The sequence below is a fragment of the Micromonospora sp. NPDC001898 genome (assembly GCF_042891255.1).
Lineage (GTDB): Bacteria > Actinomycetota > Actinomycetes > Mycobacteriales > Micromonosporaceae > Micromonospora.
Genome location: NZ_JBIATC010000004.1, coordinates 370,438 through 394,755, shown reverse-complemented (window position 1 = coordinate 394,755; position 24,318 = coordinate 370,438). Strand labels below are relative to the sequence as shown.

The 24,318-nt window shown below is 73.4% G+C and carries 23 protein-coding genes and 1 pseudogene; 11 read left to right on the top strand and 13 right to left on the bottom strand.

Annotation, left to right across the window (positions count from 1 at the left end):
- The first annotated feature begins 89 nt into the window (after window positions 1-89).
- A complete protein-coding gene (locus ACFYZF_RS12295) occupies window positions 90-374 on the top strand; it encodes a GNAT family N-acetyltransferase (protein ID WP_387018989.1) in 285 nt (94 codons plus the stop codon).
- 59 nt (window positions 375-433) lie between these two features.
- Here the strand turns inward: ACFYZF_RS12295 and ACFYZF_RS12290 are convergent, their stop codons facing one another.
- Complete coding sequence (locus tag ACFYZF_RS12290; protein ID WP_387018986.1) at window positions 434-1,972, bottom strand: glycoside hydrolase family 3 protein; 1,539 nt, start codon at window positions 1,970-1,972, stop codon at window positions 434-436.
- A gap of 148 nt (window positions 1,973-2,120) precedes the next feature.
- Between ACFYZF_RS12290 and ACFYZF_RS12285 the strand changes: the two genes are divergently transcribed.
- The 3 genes from ACFYZF_RS12285 (at window position 2,121) to ACFYZF_RS12275 (ending at window position 4,546) form a co-directional block, all read left to right on the top strand.
- Window positions 2,121-2,246, top strand: a complete 126-nt coding sequence (locus ACFYZF_RS12285) for a hypothetical protein (RefSeq protein WP_256371533.1) — start codon at window positions 2,121-2,123, stop codon at window positions 2,244-2,246.
- Window positions 2,247-2,336: 90 nt separating this feature from the next.
- Window positions 2,337-3,968, top strand: coding sequence for a RecQ family ATP-dependent DNA helicase (locus ACFYZF_RS12280; protein ID WP_387018983.1), 1,632 nt, complete (start codon window positions 2,337-2,339; stop codon window positions 3,966-3,968).
- A 74-nt stretch (window positions 3,969-4,042) separates the two neighbouring features.
- On the top strand, window positions 4,043-4,546 hold the full coding sequence (locus ACFYZF_RS12275) for a hypothetical protein (RefSeq protein WP_387018980.1): 504 nt from the start codon (window positions 4,043-4,045) through the stop codon (window positions 4,544-4,546).
- Between the two features lie 64 nt (window positions 4,547-4,610).
- Here ACFYZF_RS12275 and ACFYZF_RS12270 read toward each other — a convergent pair whose 3' ends face one another.
- From ACFYZF_RS12270 to ACFYZF_RS12255, 4 genes are all read right to left on the bottom strand, one after another.
- On the bottom strand, window positions 4,611-5,840 hold the full coding sequence (locus ACFYZF_RS12270) for an ABC transporter permease (RefSeq protein WP_387018977.1): 1,230 nt from the start codon (window positions 5,838-5,840) through the stop codon (window positions 4,611-4,613).
- Complete coding sequence (locus tag ACFYZF_RS12265) at window positions 5,837-6,529, bottom strand: ABC transporter ATP-binding protein (RefSeq protein WP_387018975.1); 693 nt, start codon at window positions 6,527-6,529, stop codon at window positions 5,837-5,839. Before ACFYZF_RS12265 ends, ACFYZF_RS12270 begins: the two co-directional genes overlap by 4 nt.
- Window positions 6,526-7,449: a peptidoglycan-binding protein gene (locus tag ACFYZF_RS12260; RefSeq protein ID WP_387018972.1), complete on the bottom strand. Its 924-nt coding sequence runs from the start codon at window positions 7,447-7,449 to the stop codon at window positions 6,526-6,528. Before ACFYZF_RS12260 ends, ACFYZF_RS12265 begins: the two co-directional genes overlap by 4 nt.
- A gap of 126 nt (window positions 7,450-7,575) precedes the next feature.
- Window positions 7,576-8,232: a hypothetical protein gene (locus ACFYZF_RS12255; RefSeq protein ID WP_387018969.1), complete on the bottom strand. Its 657-nt coding sequence runs from the start codon at window positions 8,230-8,232 to the stop codon at window positions 7,576-7,578.
- Between the two features lie 133 nt (window positions 8,233-8,365).
- Between ACFYZF_RS12255 and ACFYZF_RS12250 the strand changes: the two genes are divergently transcribed.
- The 5 genes and pseudogenes from ACFYZF_RS12250 to ACFYZF_RS12230 all read left to right on the top strand — a co-directional run bounded on the left by ACFYZF_RS12250 (window position 8,366) and on the right by ACFYZF_RS12230 (window position 13,636).
- The gene (locus ACFYZF_RS12250) at window positions 8,366-9,028 is read left to right on the top strand and encodes a response regulator transcription factor (protein WP_387018966.1); all 663 of its coding nucleotides are present in this window, start codon (window positions 8,366-8,368) and stop codon (window positions 9,026-9,028) included.
- Window positions 9,029-9,045: 17 nt separating this feature from the next.
- A complete protein-coding gene (locus ACFYZF_RS12245) occupies window positions 9,046-10,284 on the top strand; it encodes a sensor histidine kinase (protein WP_387018963.1) in 1,239 nt (412 codons plus the stop codon).
- Between the two features lie 260 nt (window positions 10,285-10,544).
- The gene (locus tag ACFYZF_RS12240) at window positions 10,545-10,952 is read left to right on the top strand and encodes a YciI family protein (protein WP_387018960.1); all 408 of its coding nucleotides are present in this window, start codon (window positions 10,545-10,547) and stop codon (window positions 10,950-10,952) included.
- 8 nt (window positions 10,953-10,960) lie between these two features.
- A pseudogene (locus tag ACFYZF_RS12235) lies at window positions 10,961-12,091 on the top strand (RNA polymerase sigma factor); the annotation flags it as partial.
- 507 nt (window positions 12,092-12,598) lie between these two features.
- Complete coding sequence (locus tag ACFYZF_RS12230; protein ID WP_387018959.1) at window positions 12,599-13,636, top strand: helix-turn-helix domain-containing protein; 1,038 nt, start codon at window positions 12,599-12,601, stop codon at window positions 13,634-13,636.
- A 319-nt stretch (window positions 13,637-13,955) separates the two neighbouring features.
- On the opposite strand, the gene ACFYZF_RS12225 is transcribed toward ACFYZF_RS12230, so the two are convergent.
- From ACFYZF_RS12225 to ACFYZF_RS12190, 8 genes are read right to left on the bottom strand one after another with little or no spacing between them, the layout of a single operon-like run.
- Entirely contained in the window at window positions 13,956-14,939 is a 984-nt protein-coding gene (locus ACFYZF_RS12225) for a DNA topoisomerase IB (RefSeq protein WP_387018956.1), read from the bottom strand.
- Window positions 14,923-15,921 carry a glycosyltransferase family 9 protein gene (locus tag ACFYZF_RS12220; protein ID WP_387018953.1) on the bottom strand — a complete coding sequence of 333 codons (999 nt, stop codon included), beginning with the start codon at window positions 15,919-15,921 and terminating at the stop codon, window positions 14,923-14,925. Before ACFYZF_RS12220 ends, ACFYZF_RS12225 begins: the two co-directional genes overlap by 17 nt.
- Window positions 15,918-16,604, bottom strand: a complete 687-nt coding sequence (locus tag ACFYZF_RS12215) for an SDR family oxidoreductase (protein WP_387019314.1) — start codon at window positions 16,602-16,604, stop codon at window positions 15,918-15,920. Before ACFYZF_RS12215 ends, ACFYZF_RS12220 begins: the two co-directional genes overlap by 4 nt.
- 11 nt (window positions 16,605-16,615) lie before the next feature.
- On the bottom strand, window positions 16,616-18,118 hold the full coding sequence (locus ACFYZF_RS12210; RefSeq protein WP_387018951.1) for a PfkB family carbohydrate kinase: 1,503 nt from the start codon (window positions 18,116-18,118) through the stop codon (window positions 16,616-16,618).
- A gap of 12 nt (window positions 18,119-18,130) precedes the next feature.
- Window positions 18,131-18,919 (bottom strand): SIS domain-containing protein, encoded by a 789-nt coding sequence (locus ACFYZF_RS12205; RefSeq protein ID WP_387018948.1) that lies wholly within the window; start codon window positions 18,917-18,919, stop codon window positions 18,131-18,133.
- Window positions 18,919-20,136, bottom strand: a complete 1,218-nt coding sequence (locus ACFYZF_RS12200) for a glycosyltransferase (RefSeq protein ID WP_387018945.1) — start codon at window positions 20,134-20,136, stop codon at window positions 18,919-18,921. The genes ACFYZF_RS12205 and ACFYZF_RS12200 overlap by 1 nt, the downstream gene beginning before the upstream one ends.
- Window positions 20,121-21,095, bottom strand: a complete 975-nt coding sequence (locus ACFYZF_RS12195; RefSeq protein ID WP_387018942.1) for a glycosyltransferase — start codon at window positions 21,093-21,095, stop codon at window positions 20,121-20,123. The genes ACFYZF_RS12200 and ACFYZF_RS12195 overlap by 16 nt, the downstream gene beginning before the upstream one ends.
- Window positions 21,092-22,834, bottom strand: coding sequence for an HAD-IIIA family hydrolase (locus tag ACFYZF_RS12190; RefSeq protein ID WP_387018939.1), 1,743 nt, complete (start codon window positions 22,832-22,834; stop codon window positions 21,092-21,094). The genes ACFYZF_RS12195 and ACFYZF_RS12190 overlap by 4 nt, the downstream gene beginning before the upstream one ends.
- A gap of 145 nt (window positions 22,835-22,979) precedes the next feature.
- On the opposite strand from ACFYZF_RS12190, the gene ACFYZF_RS12185 reads away from it, so the two are divergent.
- Window positions 22,980-23,426, top strand: a complete 447-nt coding sequence (locus ACFYZF_RS12185; RefSeq protein WP_387018936.1) for an SRPBCC family protein — start codon at window positions 22,980-22,982, stop codon at window positions 23,424-23,426.
- A gap of 120 nt (window positions 23,427-23,546) precedes the next feature.
- Complete coding sequence (locus ACFYZF_RS12180) at window positions 23,547-24,314, top strand: polyprenol monophosphomannose synthase (RefSeq protein WP_350882260.1); 768 nt, start codon at window positions 23,547-23,549, stop codon at window positions 24,312-24,314.
- The last annotated feature ends 4 nt before the right edge of the window (window positions 24,315-24,318 follow it).

Sequence of the window (24,318 nt, the reverse complement as noted above, 5' to 3'; positions counted from 1 at the left end):
CCTTCGCACCCCGGTTGCCGACCCGACTGGGTGGACCGGTTGCCGGCGGAACGGGACCAGCTGGCCGGGGCCCGGGGCAGAATGGCCGGGTGAGCTTCCTGGTCGAGGACAACCCCGCCCGCCGCCGCTTCGAGATCCTGGTCGACGACGCGCTGGCCGGGTTCACCGCGTACCTGCCCCGGGGCGAGGTACTGGTCTTCACCCACACCGAGGTCGACCCCGGGTTCCAGAACATGGGGGTCGGATCCGCGCTGATGCGGGCCACCCTGGACCAGGTCCGCGAGCGCGGCGGCCGGGTGTCGCCCAGGTGCCCGTTCATGGCCGCGTTCATCGAGCGCCATCCGGAGTACGCGGACCTGGTCATCTCCGCCTGAACCGTCGGGCGCGCCCGACGACCCGCCCACAACGCGACGGGCCGTCGGGCGACGGGCCGTCAGGCGACGGGCTTCCCAAGGCCGGCCAGCGGCGCGGCGAGGGTGCCGGCGAGCAGCTCGGCGGCGGCGCGGGCGGCGGCCCGGGTGGCGCCGTGGGTGGCCACGTGCACCACCCCGGCGACCAGCGCGGGCACGCCCAGTTCGACCACCACCGCGTCGGGCCGGGCGGCGATGGCCCGCCGCACGGCGGCGCGCATCCACTCGTGCCGGTGCAGGTCACGGACGACCAGCACGAGCGGCCGGCCGGCCGCCCCGGCGATGGGGTCGGCGGGCAGGTCGGCCTCGCCGAGGCGTACCGAGGTGGTGCCGGCGAGCAGGCCGGCGAGGGGGGCGGCGACCCCCCACGGGGTCTCCTGGCCGATCGCGATGTTGCGCGGCGGCTCGAACTCGACCACGTGCGGGGCGGCGACCAGGGGCAGCGCTGCCTCGGCGCCGGTGCGCGCGGTCACCCGGACCGCCCGGCGGGCGGCGGCCAGCCCGACCAGGGAGCCGCCGACCGCGACGCCGGAGCGGGCCGGACCGGCGGCCCGGGCCGCCGTCGTCCAGCTCGCCAGCTGGCCGACCCGCTGGGCCGCCTCGGCCAGCCGCTCCTCGGGCAGCTCACCGGACACGACGGCGGCGACGATGGCGTCGCGCAGCTCGCGGGCGGAGTCCTCGTCGGCCCGCTCCCCGCCGACGCAGATCGCGTCCGCGCCGGCGGCAAGGGCGCGCACGGCCGCCCCGGCGAAGCCGTACCGGTCGGCGACCGCGCGCATCTCCACCGCGTCGGTGACCACCACACCGGTGAAGCCGAGCTCGTCGCGGAGCAGGCCGCCGAGGATGCGCGGGCTGAGCGTGGCCGGCAGTTCCGGGTCCAGCGCCGGGACGAGCAGGTGGCCGGTCATCACCGCCCGCACCCCGGCCGCCACGGCGGCCCGGAACGGGACCAGCTCCGCGGCGTCGAGCTGTTGCCGGGTGCCGCCGATGCGGGGCAGGTCCTGGTGCGAGTCGACGCGGGTGTCGCCGTGGCCGGGGAAGTGCTTGGCGCAGGCCGCCACCCCGCTGGACTGCAACCCCCGGATCCAGGCGGAGGTGTGCCGGGCGACCAGTGCCGGGTCGGCCCCGAAGGCACGGACCCCGATGACCGGGTTGGCCGGGTTGGAGTTGACGTCGGCGTCCGGGGCGTAGTTGAGGGTGACACCGACCGAGGCCAGCTCGCGGCCGAGGTCGCGGGCCACCTCGTGGGTCAGCTCCGGGTCGTCGACCGCGCCGAGGGCGAAGTTGCCGGGGCGGGAGCTGCCCCGTCCGGACTCGATCCGGGTGACGTCGCCGGCCTCCTCGTCGATGCCGACCACCACGTCGGGCCGCTCCGCGCGCAGATTCGCGGTGAGCTCGGCGACCTGGTCGAGGTCGACGATGTTGCGGGCGAAGAGGACCACCGAGCCGAGCCCTTCGCCGAGCCACCGGCAGACCCAGGGCGGTGGGGTGGTGCCGACGAATCCCGGTTGCAGGACAGCGGCCGCCAGGCTCGCCAGTTTTCCCGTCGGTGTGCTGCTCATGCGGCTGCGGTACCCCCGTCTTTCCCGTTTCGGACCCGGCCGCGGGCTGCGGCGGTGCTTGCCATGGTCACACCGGGCACCACTAATAGTCAATAAACCTTACTGTTAATCCGTGGCGCGGAACCGCCCTGCGTGGGAGAGTTCCCACATGCCACTGCCGCCCCTCGCCGACGCGACCAGCGCGGCCGACGTACCCGGTGTTCGGCTGCTCGGCCTGGTCGTCGGCGGCCTGCTCCTGCTCGCCGCCATCCGGGCGATGTTCCGCCGGCGCTGACCCCCGCGGTCGCCGGTCGTAGCCGTACGGGCCGACACGCGCGTGCCGTGGGGTTTCGCCGCTGATCGCGTCGGGTACCTCCGGCCCTCGATGAAACTGTCAACGCACTCGATGACGCTGCGCCGCGCGGCGCGCAGCCTGTTCGGTTGGACCGCCCTGCGGCCCAACCAGCTCGCCGCCATGCGCGCGGTGATGAAGCGACGCGACGCCCTGGTGGTGCTGCCCACCGGTGCCGGCAAGTCGGCGATCTACCAGATCCCGGCCAGTCTGATCCCCGGCCCGACCGTGGTGATCTCCCCGCTGCTCGCCCTCCAACAGGACCAGATCGCGGCGCTCAACGAGCGGCAACGCCCGGAGCTGCGGGCGGTGCGGATCAGCTCCGACGAGACCGCCGCCCAGCAGGCGGAGGCGATCGCCGAGATCCGCGAGGGCCGGGCGGAGTTCCTGTTCATCACCCCGGAGCAGCTCGCCAACCCGGACCGGATGGCGGAGGTGAAGTCACTCAAGCCGGCGCTCGTGGCGATCGACGAGGCGCACTGCATCTCGGCGTGGGGGCACGACTTCCGCCCCGACTACCTGGCGCTGGGCCACCTCATCGACGGCATCGGCCGGCCGCCGGTGGTCGCGCTGACCGCCACCGCCTCGCCGCCGGTCCGCGACGACATCATCGCCCGGCTGCGGCTGCGCGACGCCGAGGTGGTGGTCTCCGGGCTGGACCGGCCGAACCTCTTCCTCGAGGTGGCGCACTGCCCCACCGAGGACTACCGGTGGCGGCGGCTGATCGCGCTGCTGCGCGAGGACCGGCGGCCCGGGATCATCTACGTGCCGACCCGGCGCGCGGCCGAGGAACTGGCCGGCCGGCTCACGGACGCCGGCTACCCGTCGCAGTACTACCACGGCGGCATGCCCGCCGGGGCGCGCGGCGAACTGCACACGGCGTTCCTCGCCGACCAGGTGCCGATCATGGTGGCCACCTCCGCGTTCGGCATGGGCATCGACAAGCCCAACATCGCCTGGGTGGTGCACATGGCCCTGCCCGACTCGCCGGACAGCTACTTCCAGGAGATCGGCCGGGCCGGACGGGACGGGGAGCCGGCCCGGGTGCTGCTGCTCTGGCAGGCCGAGGACGTCGGCCTGCAACGTTTCTTCTCCGGCGGCCTGCCGGACGCCACCGAGCTGCGCGACCTGGCCGCCCTGCTGCGCAAGAAGCCGGCCACGAAGAAGGAGCTGCGGGAGCTGACCGGCCTGGGACCGCGCAAGCTCGGGCAGTACCTCGCCCTGCTGGAGCAGATCGGCGCCGCCGAGCCGCGGTCGAAGCAGCGGATCGGCGCGCCCCGGTACTCCCCCACGCCGGCCGAGGCCGGCGAGGCCGCGCGGGCCGAGGCGGAACGCCAGCAGACCGTGACCCGGTCCCGGACCGACATGATGCGGGCCTTCGCCGAGACCACCGGCTGCCGGGGGCAGACGCTGCTGGCGTACTTCGGCGAGCAGATGACGAAGGTGTGCGGGCACTGCGACAACTGCCTGGCCGGCACGAGCGTCGCCGACGACGGCGCCAGCGGGCCGTTCCCGGTGCACAGCCAGGTGCGGCACCCGGAGTGGGGGCCGGGCATGGTGCTCAGTTACGAGGACGACCGGATGACGGTGCTCTTCGAAGAGGTCGGCTACAAGACGCTGTCGGTGCGCGTGGTGTCCGAACAAGGGCTGTTGACCCTCGACTAGCCTGAGCCGGGCCCCGGCCACCGGGGTGCGGTGGCGGTCGAGCCGAGTGAGACCAGGATGAGAGGAGCGTGGACGTGATCGAGCAGCCGGCGTACACCGGGTTCGGTTTCTCCGACGAGGAGTGGGGGCTGCTGGCCGGCCTGCCGCAGGCGGTCCTCGCCGCGGCGAGCGTCGCCGAGCACGACAGCGCCCGTCGCACCATGGCCGAGAACGCCGCGGGCCTGGAGACCATCGCCACCGGCCGGGAGTCGGCCAGTCCCCTGGTCGCCGCCGTGGCCGGCGAGATCGTGTCCCGGGTGGGCGACCCGGAGGCCGGCGAGGAGCTGCCGGTGATCGTGCCGGCCGACCCGCGGGCGATGATCGAGGACGTGCTGAACCGGGCGGCCTCGGCGGCCCGGCTTCTGGCCAACAAGGTCGACGAGGGCGAGGCCGGCGCCTACAAGCACTGGCTGATGAAGATCACCGAGCATGTGGTGGGCGCGGCCTCCAGCGGCGGCATCCTCGGCCTCGGCGGCGACCAGGTGAGCGACTCCGAGCGGCGGTTCCGCGACCGGCTCTCCCAGGTCCTCAACGACTGATCCGGGCGGCACGCCGGCCGTCCCCGCGCCGGGGGCGGCCGGTCTGAGCCCGCTTGCCGCCCCGTCAGGCTGTGCGGAGTGCATCGTTGGGTGCGAGCCGGGTGGCTCGCCAGGCGGGGTAGGCCCCGGCGATGATCCCGACAGTGAGAGCGAGTGCGGGTGCCGCGACGATCGCGGTGATGGGAAGAGCTGCGGCTTGCGCGTTGACTGCGGCATAGCCGATGGTGACCAGGACGCCGGTGCTGATGCCGATGGTCGCGCCGATGGCGGCGAGAGTAAGCGCTTCGAAGATGAATTGAGCGGCGATATGTGTGCGTCGCGCTCCGAGGGCGAGCCGGAGTCCGATTTCGCCGCGACGTTCGATGACGGCGACGACCATGGTGTTGGCGATGCCGACCCCACCGATCAGGAGCGCGATTGCGGCAAGCGCCGTGGCGAGGTTGCTGAGGCTGGTGTCGGCAAGTTCGCGCATGTCGGCATAGTCGGAGAGCTGGGACACTCCGACGTACTGGGGTGCGGCGGGATTGGCGGTGCCGGCGAGCACGGGACGCACCTGAGCGGCGGTGCCGGGGTGGGTGTTGACGTAGATCATGGCGATGCTGCCTGGTGTAGCGCCGGTCGTGTCGCTGAATTGTGGCCAGATGGCGTCCTCGGTCCAGTCATCGCCGAGGAAGACAGCGTGGTCGATACCGTCTGCGAGGACGACCGGGCGCAGAACCCCGATGACAGAGTGCCATTGGTCGGCGACCCAGATGCGCTGTCCGGGGTAGGCGATGCCGAGCGTCGTGGCGGCCTCCGATCCGAGCACGACCGTCGGGAGGATGCGGCTGGCGTTGCTGAACCACTGCCCCCAGGCCAGGTCGGCGTCGATCGCTGCGGGGAGCCCGGGGCCTGCGGCCTGGACGAGCAGCCCCCTGGTCTGGTTGATGGGGACGCGATCGGTGCGATAGGCGCGCACCGTCTCGGGTACGGCATAAACCGCGGCGGCATTCGTGACGGGGGCGATGCGTTCGATCATCTCCAGCGCCGTGGCGGGCAACGGTACGGTCTTGTCATCCGTGTCCTTCCCGGGCTCGACGGTGAGCAGGTTCGCGCCCATGCCATCGAGTTCGTGCAGATACTGGGCCTTGTTGGAGCCCGCGACGCCGGTGATGGCGACCAGTGCGGCGATGCCGATCGCGATCCCGATGGACGACAGGACGGTGCGCAGCGGTCTTGCCCAGGTTCCGGCGGTGGCGTCGTCGAGGAGGTCGCGGACGCGGACCCGGATCGGATGAAGGTCAGAGATGCTCATGCGGTGGGCGCCCCGGTATCGGTGGTGATACGGCCGTCGCGGATCCGGACACGGCGCGGCATCGTGTCGGCAATCGCCTGGTCGTGGGTGATGACAATGACCGTCGTTCCGGAGCCGGCAATCTCACTGAGCAGACGGATGATGTTCTCCCCGGTGGCCGTGTCGAGGGCACCGGTGGGTTCGTCGGCGAACACGATGCTCGGCCGCTTGACGAGTGCGCGGGCAATCGCGACGCGCTGCTTCTCACCTCCGGAAAGCTGTCCGGGCCGATACCGGGTTCGGTGGGCCAGCCCGACGGCGTCGAGAGCGTCCCGGGCCCGACGGAGGCGTTCGGCGTGTCCGGCGCCGGTGTAGAGCAGCCCGGTCGCCACATTCTTCTCGGCCGTGAGGGTGGGGATGAGGTGGAACTGTTGGAAGACAAAACCGATGTGTCGTGCCCGCAGTGCCGCACGCTGCGCATCGCCGAGTCGAGCGACCGGGTAGCCCCGCAGACGCACTGTTCCGCTGGTGGGGTCCTCAAGGGTGCCCATGATCGAGAGCAGGGTGGACTTGCCCGACCCGGACGGTCCCACGATCACGACCAACTCTCCGGCACGCACCGCCAGGTTGGCTGCGCTGAGTGCGTGCGTCGGCGGGTCTGTCGGATACGTCTTGGACGCCTCCTCGACGGTGAGGACGAACTCGGTCATGGCGCCACCACCTCCTCCCCTTCCTTGATGTCCCCGGTGACCTGTAGCCGGGAATCGGCGACCAGTCCCACCTTCACGGGTACGAGGACCCGCTTACCGTTCCGGAGCACTTCGACGCCGTACCCGCCGTCGGCCAGGGCGAGGAGCGCGGTGACCGGTACGACGATGGCTCCATCGACGGTGTCACTGGGGATGGTGACCCGCACCGCGGAGAGGCCGATCCTTGAGACCGAGGACTGGTCGGCGAATTCGATGACCGAACGGTCCGGTAATCGTTTTCCGTCCTTGTCGGATCCGCGGTTCTTCTGGATCTGGGTGATCTGAGCGCCGATGGTCGACCCATCAGGCAGGACTACGGTCACCGGTTTCCCGGGCATCAACGATCCGGCCTGGGCGGTGCTGAGGTTGGCGATTGCGTGGACGGTGGTGTCGGTGTAGTCGAGGATGTCGCCGTTAGCGGATGCCCCGAGCTTCACGTGAATGGTCTCGACACGGATCGCATTCGCCGGGGTGACGACGGCATCGCCTGGGGCGAACACGCCGGTGCGTTTCATGCGGAGGGAGTCCTGCCAGCGTTTGATCGCCAGGGCGGTGGACCGGGTGAACGTGTCGTCCACGGTGAGGCCCACACTGAAGCCCAGCTTGACGAGATTCCGTTCGAGTTGGCGCACGTCCTCGCCCGGGGTGACTCCGGTTCTGAGCTCGCGCCAGAATGGCCGGGCGCCTTTCAGGAGCACGACGGGCCGCCCGTCCGTCTCGTAGACGCGTTGACCAACCTTGAGCACCTTCCCGGGGGACGGCAGCACCGTGAGGATGCCGCCACCGCCACCGATGAGAGTGACCGGGTCGCCGTAGCTGAGCTGCGCATTCAGGATCGTGTTCGACGTCAATGCCTCTCGCACGATCGTCTGGGTGTTCACCTTCGGACCCGGTACGGGGGCGTCCCTGCGCCAGGGCTGCCACACGTAGGCGGCAGCCACAGCACCGAGCACCAGGACGGCTGCGGCGGCGGCGACGCGGGTACGGCTTCGCACTGCTCGCCTCGCCTAGGAGTTCGCGCCATCGATGATGCGGGAGTACAGTTCCTCGCTCCAGGCTGCGTCGAACGCGCCCGTGAAGTTCGGGGCAACGAACGTACCCTTCTTGTCACCGGCCGGCACGATCGTCCTCTTGCATGCCGCGAACATGGCGAAGAACTGTTCCTTCGTCGTCCCGGCCGGCACTGCCATCTCCGCGGACGCACCTTCCGGGTCCGGAAAGGCCGCGATGCCGTTCTCCCTGGCACACTTCGCGAACGCACGAGACGCCTCCGCCAGGGCCGGGTCGGTTCCGTCGCCGTTCCGTGGCGGCTCGTACTGGGGCACCTTCGCACGGCAGACCTTTTCGGCAGCCGCGGAGAGTTCGGCCGCTGCCGCGTCGAACTTGACCGGGCCGGGGCTGCTGTTTCCCTGAGCGGAATCAATCGAAATACCGGGTCCGACATAGCCGTCCGGTCCGACCATCACGTTCTGCACCCCTTCAGCGCGCAAACAGTCCGCGTACGCTTTCGCCGCCGTCTTCGCATCACCCTTACCTACCGGTGCGTCGCCGGCGGAAGGCACCTTTGGCGTGGACGTGCAGCTGGAAAGGGTGAGAGCCGCGGCAAGCGCGGCGCCCACGACGAACAGCCTCGCCATGGCTGGCCGGTGGTCGTTGCTGAACATGGTTCGTCCTCACTGACGGGTTGCATCCCGGTGTCACGGGATCGGTCAGGAGAAGTTCTAGACGGTCGGCGGTCAGCGAACGGTCAGCGCGTTCCTGACCGTTTCCTTACCGTCCGCGCCGGACAATGGGGTGATGAGGGTGCTGATCGTGGAAGACGAGATCGACCTCGCCACGAGCCTGGCCGAGGGGCTACGCGCCGATGGATACACGGTCGACGTCGCTCACGACGGCGCGACCGCGCTCAGCCGGCTCCAGCTCAGCGATCCTGAGGTGATGGTGCTGGACCGCAACCTGCCCATCCTCGACGGTGACACCGTCTGCCGGACCCTGGCGGCCATGCGCCACCCCGTACGCATTCTCATGCTGACCGCCGCCGCCGGAATCGACGACCGCGTCGAAGGCCTGGACCTCGGGGCGGATGACTACCTGACGAAACCCTTCGCCTACCGTGAGCTAACGGCCCGCATCAACGCCCTCACCCGCCGGCTCGACCCCGGCGACACCTCCCGCAGCGTTGCGGACCTCATCGTGGACACTGCTGGGCAGAAGGTGACCCGACGTGGAATACCGGTGCGCCTCAGCACCAAGGAGTACGCGGTACTCGAAGCCCTTGTTGTCGCGAACGGAGGTCTCGTGACCTATCGGCAGCTCATCGACCATGCCTGGGACGAGGACTACGACACCGAACGCGCCGCCATGAAGATGGCCGTCTACTCCCTGCGCCGTAAGCTCGGCACACCGGACCTGATTGTCGCTGAGCATGGACGCGGTTATCGAATCGAGGCCCCGTCATGAGTCGAGGGATGCCCCGCTTGCACAGCTTCCGCACCCGGCTCACGGTGACCTTCACCGCCGCGTTTCTCACCGCCGGAATCGTCCTGCTCGCCGTCGTCTATATCGCTGTGGCTCACCTGTTCGACACCGCTCAGCACGGCGGGGTCAATGGGTTCGTCGGCACCGACGGCACGGTGGTTGCTTGGCAGAGCGGCGACCCGCTACTCGAACCGGGTTCCGTCACATACCCCGACGGGCTGCCAACGGGGGGAATCCAAGGAGTTATTGATCGGACCCAGATCACGCTCCGCGACGACATACTCGCCGGCCTCGTGTGGTGGTGCCTGGGAATCCTCGCCGTCTTCGCCGTCTTCGCTGCTTTCGCCGCATCCAGGCTATCCCGTGCCGCCCTCGCCCGGATCGCCGACATCACCTCATCCGCTCGTTCCATCACCCAACACCAACTCGACGCACGACTGAACCTGCCCGGCCCGACCGACGAGATCAAAGAACTCGGCGACACGATCGACCAGATGCTTGACCGGCTCGAAGATTCCTTCGCCCGGCAACGCGAGTTCATCGCCAACGCATCCCACGAGCTCCGTACCCCAGTCGCCACGGCCCGCACTGCCCTCGAAATTCCCCTCGAACAGGGACGAGTCCCAACCCAACTCGAACCGGCCGTCACCCGTGCGCTCACCGCGACCAAGCGCAGCGAGACCATCCTCAACGCCCTCTTGGATCTCGCCCGCGCCGAGACTTCCCGGCTGGGGGAGCCAGAGCCGGTCGACCTGGCTGCGGCAATCCGCGAAGCACTGACCGACCTCGACGCGCTGATCGCCACCCGCGGCCTGGACATTACCGTCGAAACAACGGACAGGCCGCTCACCGCAGACAGGACGCTGATCGAACAGTTCCTTCGTAACGCCATCATCAACGCCGTGCGACACAACATCGACAAAGGCCAGGTCAACATCCAAACCCTGGCCCGCGCCGGCGGCATCGACATCACCATCTCGAACACCGGGGAGCCCATCGACCCCGACACGATCGACGATCTCACCGCACCCTTCAACCACGGCAAAACCACTCGGCTGGCACAGGAGCAGAACCCGGGCTACGGGCTGGGCCTGGCCATCATGAAGCGCATAATCGAACGCCACAACGGCACACTGACCATCCACCCTCGAGAGAACGGCGGCCTCGTCGTCCACGCCCACGTACCGGACCGCGCCTGCCAGCCGCGCAGAGACTGGTCGCGCCGAAGCCGAGCGTGAAGCCGAAGTTCCACCAGGCGATATGGTCGCCGGCATCGCGTACGCCTGTGGACAGCCGCTCTGCGGCGACCCCCAGCACCTTGTCCGCCGAGTGGGCCCCGCGGCTTCGGGCGGGAGACCTTCGCTTCGGCGATGACCGAAGCGCTCTCCTGCCCACTCACCCGAAAAGACCCGTACGGCGATGTCGAGATCTCGGGACTGGCTCCGTCCCCGAGGTGAACGCGACCAAAATGGGTCGCACCAGCATCGAGGAGAAAACGATGGCCAAGTACTTGCTGCTCAAGCACTACCGGGGCGCTCCGGCTGCGGTCAACGACGTGCCCATGGACCGGTGGACGCCGGAGGAGATCTCGGCCCACGTGCAGTACATGAACGACTTCGCCGCCCGCCTCGAGGAGACCGGCGAGTTCGTCGACGGCCAGGCCCTCGCCCCCGAGGGGACGTTCGTCCGGTACGACGGCGAGGGTCGCCCGCCGGTCACCGACGGCCCGTTCGCCGAGACCAAGGACCTCATCGCCGGCTGGATGGTGATCGACGTCGACAGCTACGAGCGCGCCGTCGAGCTGGCCGGGGAGCTGTCCGCCGCCCCCGGGGCGGGCGGGCGGCCGATCCACGAGTGGCTCGAGGTGCGCCCCTTCCTGGCCGCGCCGCCCACCATCACGGAGTGACCTCGCAGGTGTTCGAGGTCCTGCTCCGGAGCCTCACGCCGAGCGTGCTCGGGATCCTCGTCCGCCGCGGAGCCGACTTCGCGGCGGCCGAGGACGCCGTGCAGGACGCGCTGGTCGAGGCGGTCCGCGTCTGGCCGGCCGACCCGCCGCGGGACCCGAAGGGCTGGCTGGTCACCGTGGCCTGGCACCGGTTCCTCGACGCGACCCGGGCGGACGCCGCCCGCCGCCGGCGTGAGGACCGCGTCGACGAGGAGCCGGAACCAGGGCCCACGCCCGCAGTGGACGACACGCTCCAGCTCTACTTCCTGTGTGCCCACCCGTCGCTGACGCCGTCGTCCGCGGTCGCGCTCACGCTGCGCGCCGTCGGCGGGCTGACCACCCGCCAGATCGCCCAGGCATACCTGGTGCCCGAGGCGACCATGGCGCAGCGCATCAGCCGGGCCAAGCGCACCGTCTCCGGCGTGCGGCTGGACCAGCCCGGCGGCGTCGCCACCGTGCTGCGCGTCCTTTACCTGGTCTTCAACGAGGGCTACTCCGGCGACGTCGACCTCGCCGCCGAGGCCATCCGGCTCACCCGGCAACTCGCGGCCGCGTTCGACCACCCCGAGGTGGCGGGGCTGCTCGCCCTCATGTTGCTCCACCACGCCCGGCGCGGCGCCCGGACCGCGCCCGACGGCAGCCTGGTGCCGCTCGCCGAGCAGGACCGCCGCCGGTGGGACACCACGTCGATCGCCGAGGGCGTCGAGATCCTGCAGGCGGCCCTCGCCCGCGACCGGCTGGGCGATTTCCAGGCCCAGGCCGCCATCGCGGCACTCCACGCTGACTCGCCCACCGCCGAGGAGACCGACTGGGTGCAGATCGTCGATTGGTACGACGAACTCGCGCGCCTGACCGACAGCCCGGTCGTCCGGCTCAACCGCGCGGTGGCCGTCGGCGAGGCCGACGGACCGCGCGCCGGCCTGGCGGCCCTCGCGGCGCTGGACGACTCACTGCCCCGCCACGCCGCGGTGGCGGCGCACCTTCACGAGCGCGACGGCGACCTGGCGACGGCGGCACGGCTGTACGCCGAGGCGGCCCAGAAGGCACCCAACCTCGCCGAACGCGACCACCTGACGCGCCAAGCCGCCCGACTCAACGCCCTCCTCTTGGCGCGTACGGTGATCGCCGGCGTGGCGCTCGACGGCCCGACACCGGCCGATGCACCTGGCCACCCCTGACCCGATGACCGCCGGTCACCTCGGCGGCCAGCCGGGCCAGCGCCAATCCTCCCCCTAACCCAGATCCGCAACCGCCTCACCGACCCAGCACCGCCGTGTGTCGCGTCCCGCAGTTTCACGGAAAGAGTGGCCTCCGGACGCGATATGACCACTCTTTCCGTGAAACTGCGTGGATCTTGCCCCTCCGCGCGGGGATGCCCTGGGGCTGCGGCAGGGCTGCGGGTAGGTAGCGAGGTGCGGCGGTCGGGCCAGTGGCACTGGCCGGCACGAACCCTGTGGGACTCCGGGGGCGGACCGGCCACCCTTAGCGTCGACAATGGAGCCCTGCCACGGACGGGGAGGTGGACGATGGACGTGCCGACCGGCGATGAGGGGCGGCCGGCCGCGTCGGCAACAACCCGGCACGGGCACCGCACGGGAAGGTCGGTGATGGGCACACTGCGGACCGAGACGGTGGACACGGCGGCGCTGCCGCCGGCGGAGCGGTGGCCCTTCTGGGTCGACATGTCGGCACGGGTCTCCGCGCCGATCGCGTTCGCCAGCGACCACGCGGCCGACTTCCGGGGCCGCGCCCGGCTGGTCGACCTGGGCGGTGGGATCCAGCTGACCCGGTTCCGCTACCAGTCCCTGATCGGGCGGCGGACCGCCCGGCTGATCCGCCAGGCCGACCCGGAGGTCTACCAGATCCCGCTGACGGTCGCCGGCAACAGCGCGATCAGCGCCCGGCGCCGGGACACCGCGATGGGCAGCGGTGACTTCGCGCTCATCGACTGGGGTCGACCGCACGACATCATGCACGCCAGCCGGCATCACGGCCGGGAGGACGCCGCCTCGGCCACCGTGGTCATCTCCCGGGCGCTGCTGCCGCTGGACGCCGACAAGGTCGACCGGCTCTCGGCGGTGCGGATCTCGGGCACGCAGGGGCCCGGCGCGCTGCTCGCCCAGCACCTGCACAGGATCACCCGGAGTCCCGAGCAGTTCCGCGCCACCGACGCCCCGCACCTCGCCGACGTCACCCTCACCCTGGTCTCCCTGCTGCTCGCCCGCCACCTCGACGCCGAGGCCGCCCTCCCCACCGAGATGCGCCAACAGGTCCTGCTCACCCAGGTACGCGACTTCGTCGAGCGCCACCTCGGCGACCCGGACCTGTCCCCCCAGTCCGTCGCCGACGCCCACCACGTCGCCCTGCGCACCCTGCACCGCCTCTTCGCCGACCAGGACGAATCCGTCAGCGGCGTCATCCGCCGACGCCGCCTCGAACGCTGCCGCCGCGACCTCGCCGACCCGCTCCTGCGCGACCAGACCGTCCAGGCCATCGGCGCGCGTTGGGGTTTCCGCGACAAGACCCACTTCAGCCGCGCCTTCCGGGCCGCGTACGGCACCAGCCCGCGCGCCTTCCGGGAGAGCCGGTGGCAGGAGACGGGCCGGCCCGACCCGCTCACGGCCGGTGCCGCACCGCAGGAGTGACCCCGTACCGCCCGCCGGGGCGCTTACCCGGACGCACCGTCCGCAACGGCACGGATCGTCAACCTCCCGGCATGCACTGTCAACTCGGTTCCGCCGCCGCCCACCGATACTGGGGCGGGCCGGCGAGCGGGACCACCGCGGCGGCGGCCCACACGTAACGGGGGCCGTGGCGAGGCGTCCGCGACCCACCGTCGCGGGCGACCGCCCGGTGCCGTCCGTCCGCGTCCCCAGCCGCGCGACGCGACGATCCCCGTGCGTCGGTCACCGGCCGCCGGCTCCGGCCCCGTCGCTCTCCCCCCAGGACCGTCGACGGGGCTGGTCAGGCGTCCTCCAGCAGCTCCAGCACCCGCCGCTCCGCCTCCGCCCGGGGCGTGCCCGGTTCCACCGGGGCGACCACCCCGTCGTGGAACAGGTCGACCACCCGGGGGTCCACGTAGGAGGTACGGGCCACGGTCGCGGTGTTGCCGAGCAGCTCGGCGACCTCGCGCATCACCGCCGCCACCGCCCGCCTGCGGGCCGTGGCGGAACGGGCCGGCCCGTGGGTGGCCAGCTCGGTGGCCGCCAGCACGGTGGCGTGCCAGGTGCGGAAGTCCTTCGCGGTCATCTCACCGCCGCTGGCGGCGCGCAGGTACTCGTTGACCTCGTCGCTGCGCACGTCCCGCCAGTCCCGGCCGTCCCAGTAGCCGAACAGCCGCTCGGCCCGGCGGCGCCGGCGGCGCAGGTTGGTCAGCACCCGACACAGCTCAGGGTCCTCGATCCGCCGCACCAGGTCGATGCCGCCCTTGGCGGGGAACTCGAACACCACGCAGCCCCGCCGGCTGCGGGCGTGCTCCGGGCGCAGGGTGGAGACGCCGAAGGTGGCGTCGTCGCCGACCGCGTACTGGTCGCTGCCGACCCGGAACGTCCCCATGTCGAGCAGGCGGGCGACCGTGGCGAGCACCCGGTCCCGGTTCAGCCCACGGCCGGACAGGTCGTGCTCCACCCGCTCGCGCAGCACCGGGAGCCGGTGGGCGACCTCCAGCACGTGGTCGAACTTCGCCTCGTCCCGGTTGCGCCGCCACTGCGGGTGGTAGAGGTACTGCTTGCGGCCGGCGGCGTCGATCCCGGTGGCCTGGATGTGCCCGTTGTGGTGCGGCGAGATCCACACCTCCCGCCAGGCCGGCGGGATCACCAGGTCCCGCAGCCGGGGCAGCTCGCCGGGCTCGCGGACCGGCTCGCCCCTCGGGTCGAGGAAGGTCCAGCCCCTGCCGCTTCGCCGGCGGCCGTACCCCGGCCTGCCCGGATCGCTACGCCGTAACCGCACCGGAGATCCGCACCGCCCGTTCCGCGTCGTCCACGGCCGCCAGCACCTCGTCGAGGCCGACGGCCAACAGTGTCGAATCGGTTTTTACCCCATCGAACACGGGCCAATCACCCCGCTCTCCGGGCGAGACGGCGGCGGGCCGGTCGCGCGGGCCGCCGTCGCCATGCCAGAGCACCCGGTGCCACGGGCGGTCCGGCGGCGGCCCCCATCGGGCCGGCGCGACGGGGCCGAAGAGCACCACCGACGCGGTGCCGTACCCGGTGGCGAGGTGGGCGACGCCGGTGTCCCCGCTGACCACCAGCCGGGCGTGGGCGACGAGGGCGGCGAGGTCGCCGAGGTCCGTGCGACCGGCGAGCACCGCGTCCGGGGCGAGCCCCCCGTGGTACGCCACCCACCCGGCCAGCTCCCGCTCGCCCGCCGAGCCGGTGACCACCACCCGGTGTCCCCGGCCGGTCAGCTCCCGGGCCAGCGCCGCGAACCGCCGGGCCGGCCAGCGCTTGGCCGCGACCTTGCTGCCGGGGTGCACCACCGTCGCCCCGGTCGGCGCGCCGCCGGGCGCGGGACGGCACAGGGCGAGGTCGGCGCGGTCGGCGCGGAGGCCGTACCAGCCGAGCAGGCGGCACCACCGGTCGACCTCGTGCTCGTCGGCCCGCCAGTCGGGGCCGTCGGCGTGGCCGGCGTCGGGACTGGCGAAGGCGAGCAGCCGGCCGGGGCGGGTGGCGGCCAGCACGCGGTGCGACCGGGGGCCACGGCCGTGCAGGTTGACCGCCAGCTCCGGCGGCGGGCCGGACCACCCCAGGTTCCCCAGGCCGTCCGCCGGCACCAGGCGGTCGACGCCGCCGACCAGGTCGACCAGGGGAGCCAGCCAGCGCGGGGCGGCCAGGGCCAGCTCCCGGTCGGGGTACGCGGCACGCAGGGCGCGCAGCGCCGGCACCCCGGTGGCGAGGTCGCCGACGCCGAGCGCCCGGAGCACGAGGATCACGGGTACGACGACTCCCGCTCGGCGCAGACCACCAGCTCGCGGACGGCGCTGCCGGGCGGTTGGGACAGGGCGAACATGACGGCGGCGGCGGTGTCGGCGGGGTCGTTCAGGTTGGCGTCCGGGCCGGGCCGGTACTGCGCGTCCCGCTCGTCGAAGAAGGCGGTGCGCATCCCGCCGGGGACGAGCAGGGTGACGCCGACCGCCCCGGCCAGCTCGGCGGCGAGGGCGCGGGTGAAGCCGACCACGCCGAACTTCGCGGCGCAGTACGCGGTGGCGTCGCTGACGGCCTTCACGCCGAGGGTGGAGGCGACCGTGACGACGTTGCCCCGCGACTCCTCCAGCCAGGGCAGGGCGGCCCGGATCACCGCGGCGGTGGCGAGCAGGTCGACGGCGATGATCCGGTCCCAGGTCTCCCCGGGCAGGTCGGCGAGCCGGCCGGGCACGTCGATGCCGGCGGCGGTGACGACGGCGTCGAGGCCCCCGGAGCGCTCGGCGAGCCGCCGGGTGGCCGCCTCGGCCGCACGGGTGTCGGCCAGGTCACACTCGATCCACGGCACCCCGTCGGCCGGGGCGTTGCGGTCCAGCACCAGCGGCCGGCCGCCGGCCCGGGCCACGGCCGTCACCACGGCCGCCCCCAACCCGCTCGACCCGCCCGTCACCAGGACGGTCGGGCCCGTCCCCACAGCGTTGCCGGTCATCGTGTCCCCTTCGCCGCCGCGACGTCCACGCCCACCGCCACGCCCGGCGGCGGCCCGGGCACCCGGTCGCCGGACCCGGTCGTCCCGCCACCGGCGCGGGCGGCGGCGATCATGTCGGTGGTGGAGCGCCCGTCGAGGTACGGCACGACCACCGTGTGCCCGCCCCAGCGGCTCAGCAGCTCCGCCTCGGGCAGCCCTGGCTCGCCGCCACCGGTGGCGTAGTCACCGCCCTTGACCCAGACGTCGGGGCGCAGCCAGGTCAGGGCCGCCTGCGGGGTGGGCTCGTCGAAGACCAGCACCGCGTCGACGCAGCCCAGCGCCGCCAGCAGCCGGCCACGGTCGCCCTGCGGCACCACCGGCCGGTCCGGTCCCTTCAGCCCCGTCACGCCGGCGTCGGAGTTGAGGCAGACGACCAGGCAGTCACCGAGCCGGCGGGCCGCCTCCAGGGTGGCCACGTGCCCGGCGTGCAGCAGGTCGAAGCACCCGCCGGTGGCGACGACCGTGCCGCCGGCCGCGCGGACCGCCGCGACCACCGCGGCGGCGGCGCCCACCCCGACCCGGTCGCCGCCGCCGGGGCGGGACCCGGTCACCGGGACCGGCCGGGCCGGCGGCGGCAGGGCCGTGGCCACTCCCCCGGCCTCGACGTACGCCGACGCCTCGGTGACCGCCGCCTGCACCGCCTCGGAGACCAGCGCGCCCCGGGACAGGGCGATGCTGGCGGTCGCGGCGAACCGGTCGCCCGCACCGCAGGTGTCCCCCTCGGCGCTGGCCGGGGCGGGCACCACCAGCGGCGTCGACCCGGCGTGGCAGAGCAGCGCCCCGTCGCCGCCCAGGGTGACGGTGACCGCGCCGGCCCGCCAGCGCCGGCGCAGCTCCTGCGCGCCCCGGGACGCGGTGGCCAGCCGGGACGCGCCCGGCCCGGTCTTCACCAGTTCGCGCACCTCCGACTCGTTCGGGGTGGCCAGGTGCACCCCCGGCACCGCCGCCGGGCCCCGGGGGTGCGGGTCCCACACCACGGGCGCGCGGGTCGCCGCGAGCGCGCAGCGCAGGGCCGGTTGCCGGGCCACCCCCCGGCCGTAGTCGCTGACCAGCACGGCGGACGCGGAGGCGAGCAGCCGCAGGGCGGCCTCGCTCGGCTCGCCGGGCTCCCCGGCCGGTCCGCCCCGGTCGTGCCGCAGCAGCACCCGCCCCCGGGCGTGCAGCCGGATCTTCTCCGGGGTGGCGCCGCGCAGCGGCAGCGCGTACACCTGCACCCCGGCGGCGGCGAGCAGCGTGCTCAGCCGGGCCCCGCCCTCGTCGTCGGCGAGGGCGGTCACCAGGGCCACCTCGGCGCCCAACCCGGCGGCGAAGACCGCCGCCAGGCCGGCGCCGCCGGGCCGGTCCACGGCCGTCGACTCGTCGAGCACCGGCACCGGGGAGTCCGGACAGAGCCGGTTCACCACCCCCTCGACGTCCCGGTCGAGCAGGATGTCACCGACCACCACCACAGGTCCCGCCATCAGCTCGCCTCCTCAGCCCGCCTCGACCTGCCGGCCGGCCTCGCCGTCCAGCACCACCTCGACCCCGGCACGCACCGGCCGGTCCGGCCCGCCGGTCACGCCCACCGCCGGCACCACGCCGCCCGGGCCGTGCTCGCCCGCCGCCGCGAGGGCTGCGGGGAGCACCCGGTCGACGTACTCGCAGAGCACATGGACCGAGACCAGGTGCAGTTCCTGGACCACCTGGCTGTCCGGCGAGTCGATGGCGAGGGCGTCGTGGCAGGCGTCGGCGAGGGGGTTGGGGGTGGGGCCGGTGAGGGCCCAGCAGCGCAGGCCGGCCTCCCGGGCGGCGCGGGCCGCGGCGAGGAGGTTGGTGCTGGCGCCGCTGGTGGACATGAGCAGGAGGATGTCGTCCCGCCGGCCGTGGGCACGGACCTGACGGGCGAAGGTGTGGTCGTAGCCGTAGTCGTTGGCGATGGCGGTGAGGGCGGAGGTCTCCGCGTGCAGGGCGATGGCGGAGAGGGGTTGCCGGTCGTCGCGGAGCTTGCCGACGAGTTCGGCGGTGAGGTGTTGGGCCTCTGCGGCGCTACCGCCGTTGCCGGCGACCAGCAACCGGCCGCCGGCGGCGAGCCGGTGCGCCAGTTCCCCGCCCCACCGGGCCAGCACCTCCTCCGACCTGCGGTACGGCAGCAGGGCCGCGGCCAGGTTGGCCAGGTGCCCGTCGAGCACCGACGGGGCGGCCGGGCCGGCGGGACCGGCCGGAGAGGCAGCCGGGCCGGCGGGACCGGGCTGGCCGGCGGGACCGGGCGGCGCGGCGGCCATCAGGCGACCACCCGGGTGGGCCGACGCACCGCCGCCACCTGGCCGTACACGTCGGTGAGCCGCTCGGCCGTGGCCGCCCAGGAGTAGCTGCGCCGGGCCCGGTCACGGGCCGCCCCGGCGTAGGAGAACCGGCGGATCCGGTCGTCGAGCAGCCGCCGGATCGTGACGCCCAGCGCGCGCGGGTCCCGGGCCGGCACCAGGTCGCCGGTCACCCCGTGGAGCACTGTGTCGGTCAGCCCGCCGACGGCCGTGCCGACCACGGGCACCCCGCACGCCATCGCCTCCAACGGGGTCAGCCCGAACGGCTCGTACCAGGGGGCGGCCACCAGCACGTCGGCGGAGCGGTACCAGCGGCTCATCTCCTCGCGGGGCACCGCCCCGACCAGCGTCACCCGGTCGGCCACCCCGCTGGACTCCGCGAGGGCCCGCAGCCGCCGGGCGTGCGGGTCGGTCTCCAGCAGCCCCTCCGGCGGGCCGCCCACCACCACGCACTCGGCGTCCGGCACCAGCGGCATCGCGCGGATCACGTCCTGGAAGCCCTTGCGCTCCACCAGGCGGCCCACGGTGAGCAGGCGGGCCCGCCCCGGGTCCCGCTCGACGGCCGGTCCGAGCGGCGTGAACGTCCCGAGGTTGACCCCGGACGGGACGACGGTGATCCGGGACCGGGGCACCCCGAGCCGGACCAGCTCGCCGACCTCGTCCTGGCACTGGGCGACCACCCGGTCGACGGCCCGGCCCAGCTCCCGCTCGTGGGCGATCCGACGGGGCGGGCTGGTGTCCTGGACGCCCTGGTGGCGGCGCTTCACCGCGCCGAGGGCGTGGTACGTCTGCACCACCGGCACCCCGGTCTGCCGGCCGGCGGCCAGCGCGGCCAGGCCGCTCATCCAGAAGTGGGCGTGGATCACCTCGGGCGTCCAGTCCCCGGTGCGCCACCAGTCGACCAGCCGACGACCGAACGCCCGCATGTGTGGCAGCAGCGCGTCCTTGGCGACCGGCTCGGCCGGACCGGCCGGCACGTGCACCACGTCGTACCCGTCCGGGCTGCGGACCGTCACCGGCAGGTCCACCGCGTCCCGGCGGGTGTACACCCGCACGTCGTGACCGGCGGCCGCGAGCGCGGCGGAGAGCTCCGCGACATGCGTGTTCTGGCCGCCGGCGTCCTCGCCGCCGAGGACGGCGAGCGGGCTGGCGTGCTCCGAGATCATCGCGATGCGCATACTTCCTCCTCCAGCAGCCGGTCCCAGTCAGCGAGGAAACGGTCCAGGCCGTAGCGGTCCCGGGCGGCCCGCCGGGCCGCCGCGCCCGCCCGGCGGGCGGCCGGCGGGTCGTCGAGGAACCGACGGGTCGCCGCCAGCAGCTCGTCGACGCGGGTGGAGAGCGCGCCGGCCTCCGGCGGCACCGCCACCACCGCCTCGGTGGTGGCCAGCGCGACGACCGGCATGCCGATGCTCATCGCCTCGATCAGGCTGAGCCCGAGCGAGGTCCACCGGCACAGGTGCAGGTACGCCCGCCGCCGGGCCAGCTCGGCGTGCATCCGGTCCTGCGGCACGTCGTCGTGGCTGGTGACCCGGTCGGCGGGCAGCCCCAGCCGGTCGGCCAGCCCGGCGACCCCCATGCCGAAGACGTCCAACGGGGCGAGGGCGGCGAACCGGGGCAGCAGGTCGGTGCCGGTGACCCGCCAGCGGCGTACCGGCTCGTTGATGACGACGGCGAGCCGGTCGAGTTCGCCGGTCCACTCGACGTCCGGGGCGACGATGCCGTGCTCGACGACGGTGCTGCGGGTGCCGCCGTTGTCCCAGAAGAGCTGGTTGAATCCGGTGACGTGGACGAGCAGCAGGTCGTCGCGGTCGGCCATCGGGTGACGGGTGTTGGGCACGTCCCCCTTGGGGGTGTTGTGCTCGACGTAGACGGCCGGCACGTCCCGGCCGACCCGGCGGCCGAGCCACTCGGAGGCCAGGTCGAACTCCTCGGGGCGCTGGAGCACCACCACGTCCACCTCGGCCCGGCGCAGCTCGGCCGGGGTGACCTCGACGGCCCCGGCGGGCCACGGGTAGGTGCGGGCCCGGCCGAGGCCGTAGGGGCCCCGGTCGGGGGTGACCGGCACCAGGTAGCGGTGCCTGCCGTGCACGAAGGACGTGGCCCAGGAGCCGTGCACGTGCCAGACCAGGACGTTCATCGGCCGCTCCCGCCACCGGCCGGCACGGCGAACGCCGGCGACCCGCCCGCCGTGGCGTCGCCGCCGGCCACGCCGCCGGCTCCGGCCCGGGCGGCCCCCGCCGTGGGCACGCCGAGGAGCCGGACCGCGTCGAGGACCGCTGCGGGGTCGACCCCGGCGAGGCAGGGGTGCCCGGCGACCGGGCAGCCCGCCGAGCGGGTGTCGCGGCAGGGCGCGTCGGCGTCGCCGAGTCGGACGGTGGGCACCCGGTAGGGCCCCCACTGCCCGAACGGGACGGTCGGGGCGAACAGGCTGACCACCGGGGTGCCGAGCGCGGCGGCGAGGTGGGCGGGGCCGGTGTTGCCGACGACGAGGGCACCGGCGTCGGCGATGATCCCGGCCAGTTCGGTGAGTCCGGTGCGTCCGCCGAGGTCGGTTCCCCCGGCGGCGGCGACCCGGGCGGTCAGTTCCCGCTCGCCGGGCCCCCCGGTCACCGCCACCCGGTGACCGGCGTCGGCGAGCACCCGGACGATCCGGGCGGCCAGCTCCGGCGGGCAGGCCCGGGCCGAGGCCGACGAGCCGGGATGCACGACCACGTACCCGGGCGGGCCGAGCTGCGACGGCGCGGCCGGCACCGCGTCCCGGCGCAGGCGCAGCCGGGGTTCGTCGGCGGCGGGCAGGGCGTGACCGGCGGCGGCAGCCAACGACAGGGCCCGCTCCGGCTCCGGCACCCCCGACGGGACCCGGTGGCGCACATCCAGCAGGCTCCCCGGGTAGTCGTCGCTGATCGCGGCGATCCGGGGCACCCCGGCAAGGCGCAGCAGCAGGGCCAGCGGCAGCGGCGACTGGTGGAAGCTGGTGAAGATCACCGCCTCGTCCGCCCCCACCGCCGCCAGCCGCCGCACCAGCCGACCGGTCCGCCGCGGGTCGACCGAGGCCGGGTCCGGGTCGATCCACTCCAGGGGCCACTCGACGACCTCGTCCACCCCCGGCAGCAGTCCCGCCGCCGCCCGGCCCCGGGGCCCGCACAACAGCACCACCCGCCGCGCGTGCGCCGCCACCGCCCGGACCCCCGGCCCGGTCACCAGCACGTCCCCCGCCGAGTCCGACCGCACCACCAACACCGTTCCCGCCGTACGCGGCACGGCGGGAACGACGGCAGCCTGCCGGCGCAGGATCTCCTCCACCGCGGCCGGCAGCGTCGGGGCGACGTGCGGGGCGGCGGCGACCTCCTCGGCCCGGGTCACCGGCGTCGGCACCAACACCCCGGACGCGCCCGCCGCGAGGGCTGCGGTCATGTCCCGACCGATGTCCCCCACCACCACGCACCGCCCCGGAGTCGTGCCCAGATCGGCGGCGGCGGCGCGTACCAGCCCCGGCGCCGGCTTACGGCACCCACACCCGGCCCCGTCGTCGTGCGGGCACACCTGCCAGGTGTCGAACGGCCCCAGCAGCTCCTCGATCCGCGCGTGCACCCGACCCATCTGCCCGGCGCTGAAACACCCCCGGGCCAGGCCCGACTGGTTCGTCACCACGCCCAGCCGCAGCCCCGCCGCCCGCAACCGGTCGAGGGCCTCCCGCGCCCCCGGCATCGGCCGCACCTTCTCCGGCTCCCCGTTGTACGGCACGTCCTCGACCAACGTCCCGTCCCGGTCCAACAGCACGGCGTCGAACAGGACACCGCCGGACCGACCGCGGTCAGCACCCGGGCCCACCCGGGCTGACCTGCGCCGATCCGGCTCCAACTGGTCCCGTCGCACGGGCGGCGGGTTCCCTGCGCCCCGAGGAGTAAACGTCGGCCACGGCGCGGTACCAGCACCGCTCCCGGTGCGGCGGTACCCGCCGCACCGGAGAAGCTAACCCACCGGGTCGTTAGCCCCGCCCGCAGCGGGGTATGGGAGCGCAGTGGCGATTGTGGAGAAAGTGATCGAGGCGCCCCCACAGCGGGTCTTCGACGTCCTCGCGGACGGCTGGACGTACAGCGACTGGGTGGTCGGCACGGTGCACGTGCGCGACGTCGACGACGCCTGGCCCCGGGTCGGCGCCCGGCTGCACCACAAGGCCGGGCCGTGGCCGTTCTCCCTCCAGGACGTCTCCACCGTGCTGGTCCACGAGCCGCCGCGCAAGCTGGCGCTCAGGGCCGGGCTGTGGCCGGCCGGCGAGGCGATCGTGGTGTTCACCCTGGAACCGGTCGGCGAGCACGCCACCCGGGTCCGCATCGGCGAGGACTTCGCCGCCGGCCCGCTGCGCTGGATCCGGAACAAGCTCAACGACCTGGTGCTGCACCAGCGCAACAAGGAGACGCTGCGCCGCCTCGCCGACATCTCGACCCGGCAGAAGGCGGACCGGTGACCGGCCGCCAAACCGGGAAACACACCACGTCACACGTGCCGGACGGGGAGCCCTTACGACAGGGAACGGGTAACTGGATACCCTCTTGGTGAACCTGTCGGCAAACCGAGGATGTCCGTCATGATCGAACCCGTGCTGTTGCCCGAGCCGTGGCGAGACGCGCGCCTGACCGTCGTGGTCCCCACCTACAACGAGGCGGGCAACCTGCCGGTGCTGGTCGAGCGGCTCCTCGCGCTGCCGCTGCCGGGCCTGACGGTGCTGGTCGCCGACGACAACTCGCCGGACGGCACCGGCGATGTGGCCGACAAGCTGGCGCTCGAACACCCCGACCGGGTGCGGGTGGTGCACCGGGCCGGCAAGGAGGGGCTCGGCCGGGCGTACGTCGACGGAATCACCCGGGCGCTCGACGGCGGCGCCGAGTACGTGGCGCAGATGGACGCCGACCTGTCCCACCCGCCGGAGGCGCTGCCCGGCATGCTCGGTGCGCTGCTGTCCACCCGGGCGGGGGTGGTCATCGGCTCCCGCTACGTCCCCGGCGGCCAGCTCGACGAGGCGTGGCCGCTGTACCGCCGCGCGCTCAGCGGCTGGGCCAACCTCTACGTGCACACGCTGCTGAGGGTGCGCATCCGCGACCTCACGGCGGGCTTCAAGATCTGGCGTGCCGACGCGCTGCGCGACATCGGCCTGGAACGGGTGCAGTCGAACGGCTACAGCTTCCAGGTGGAGATGCACTACCTGGCCACGAAGCTCGGCCACACCATCCTGGAGGTGCCGATCCGCTTCGAGGAGCGCCGCGACGGCGACTCGAAGATGACCACCGCCACCAAGATCGAGAGCGCGCTGATGCCGTTCAAGCTGCGTACCCGGCACCGCAACATCGAGCGCTGACGGC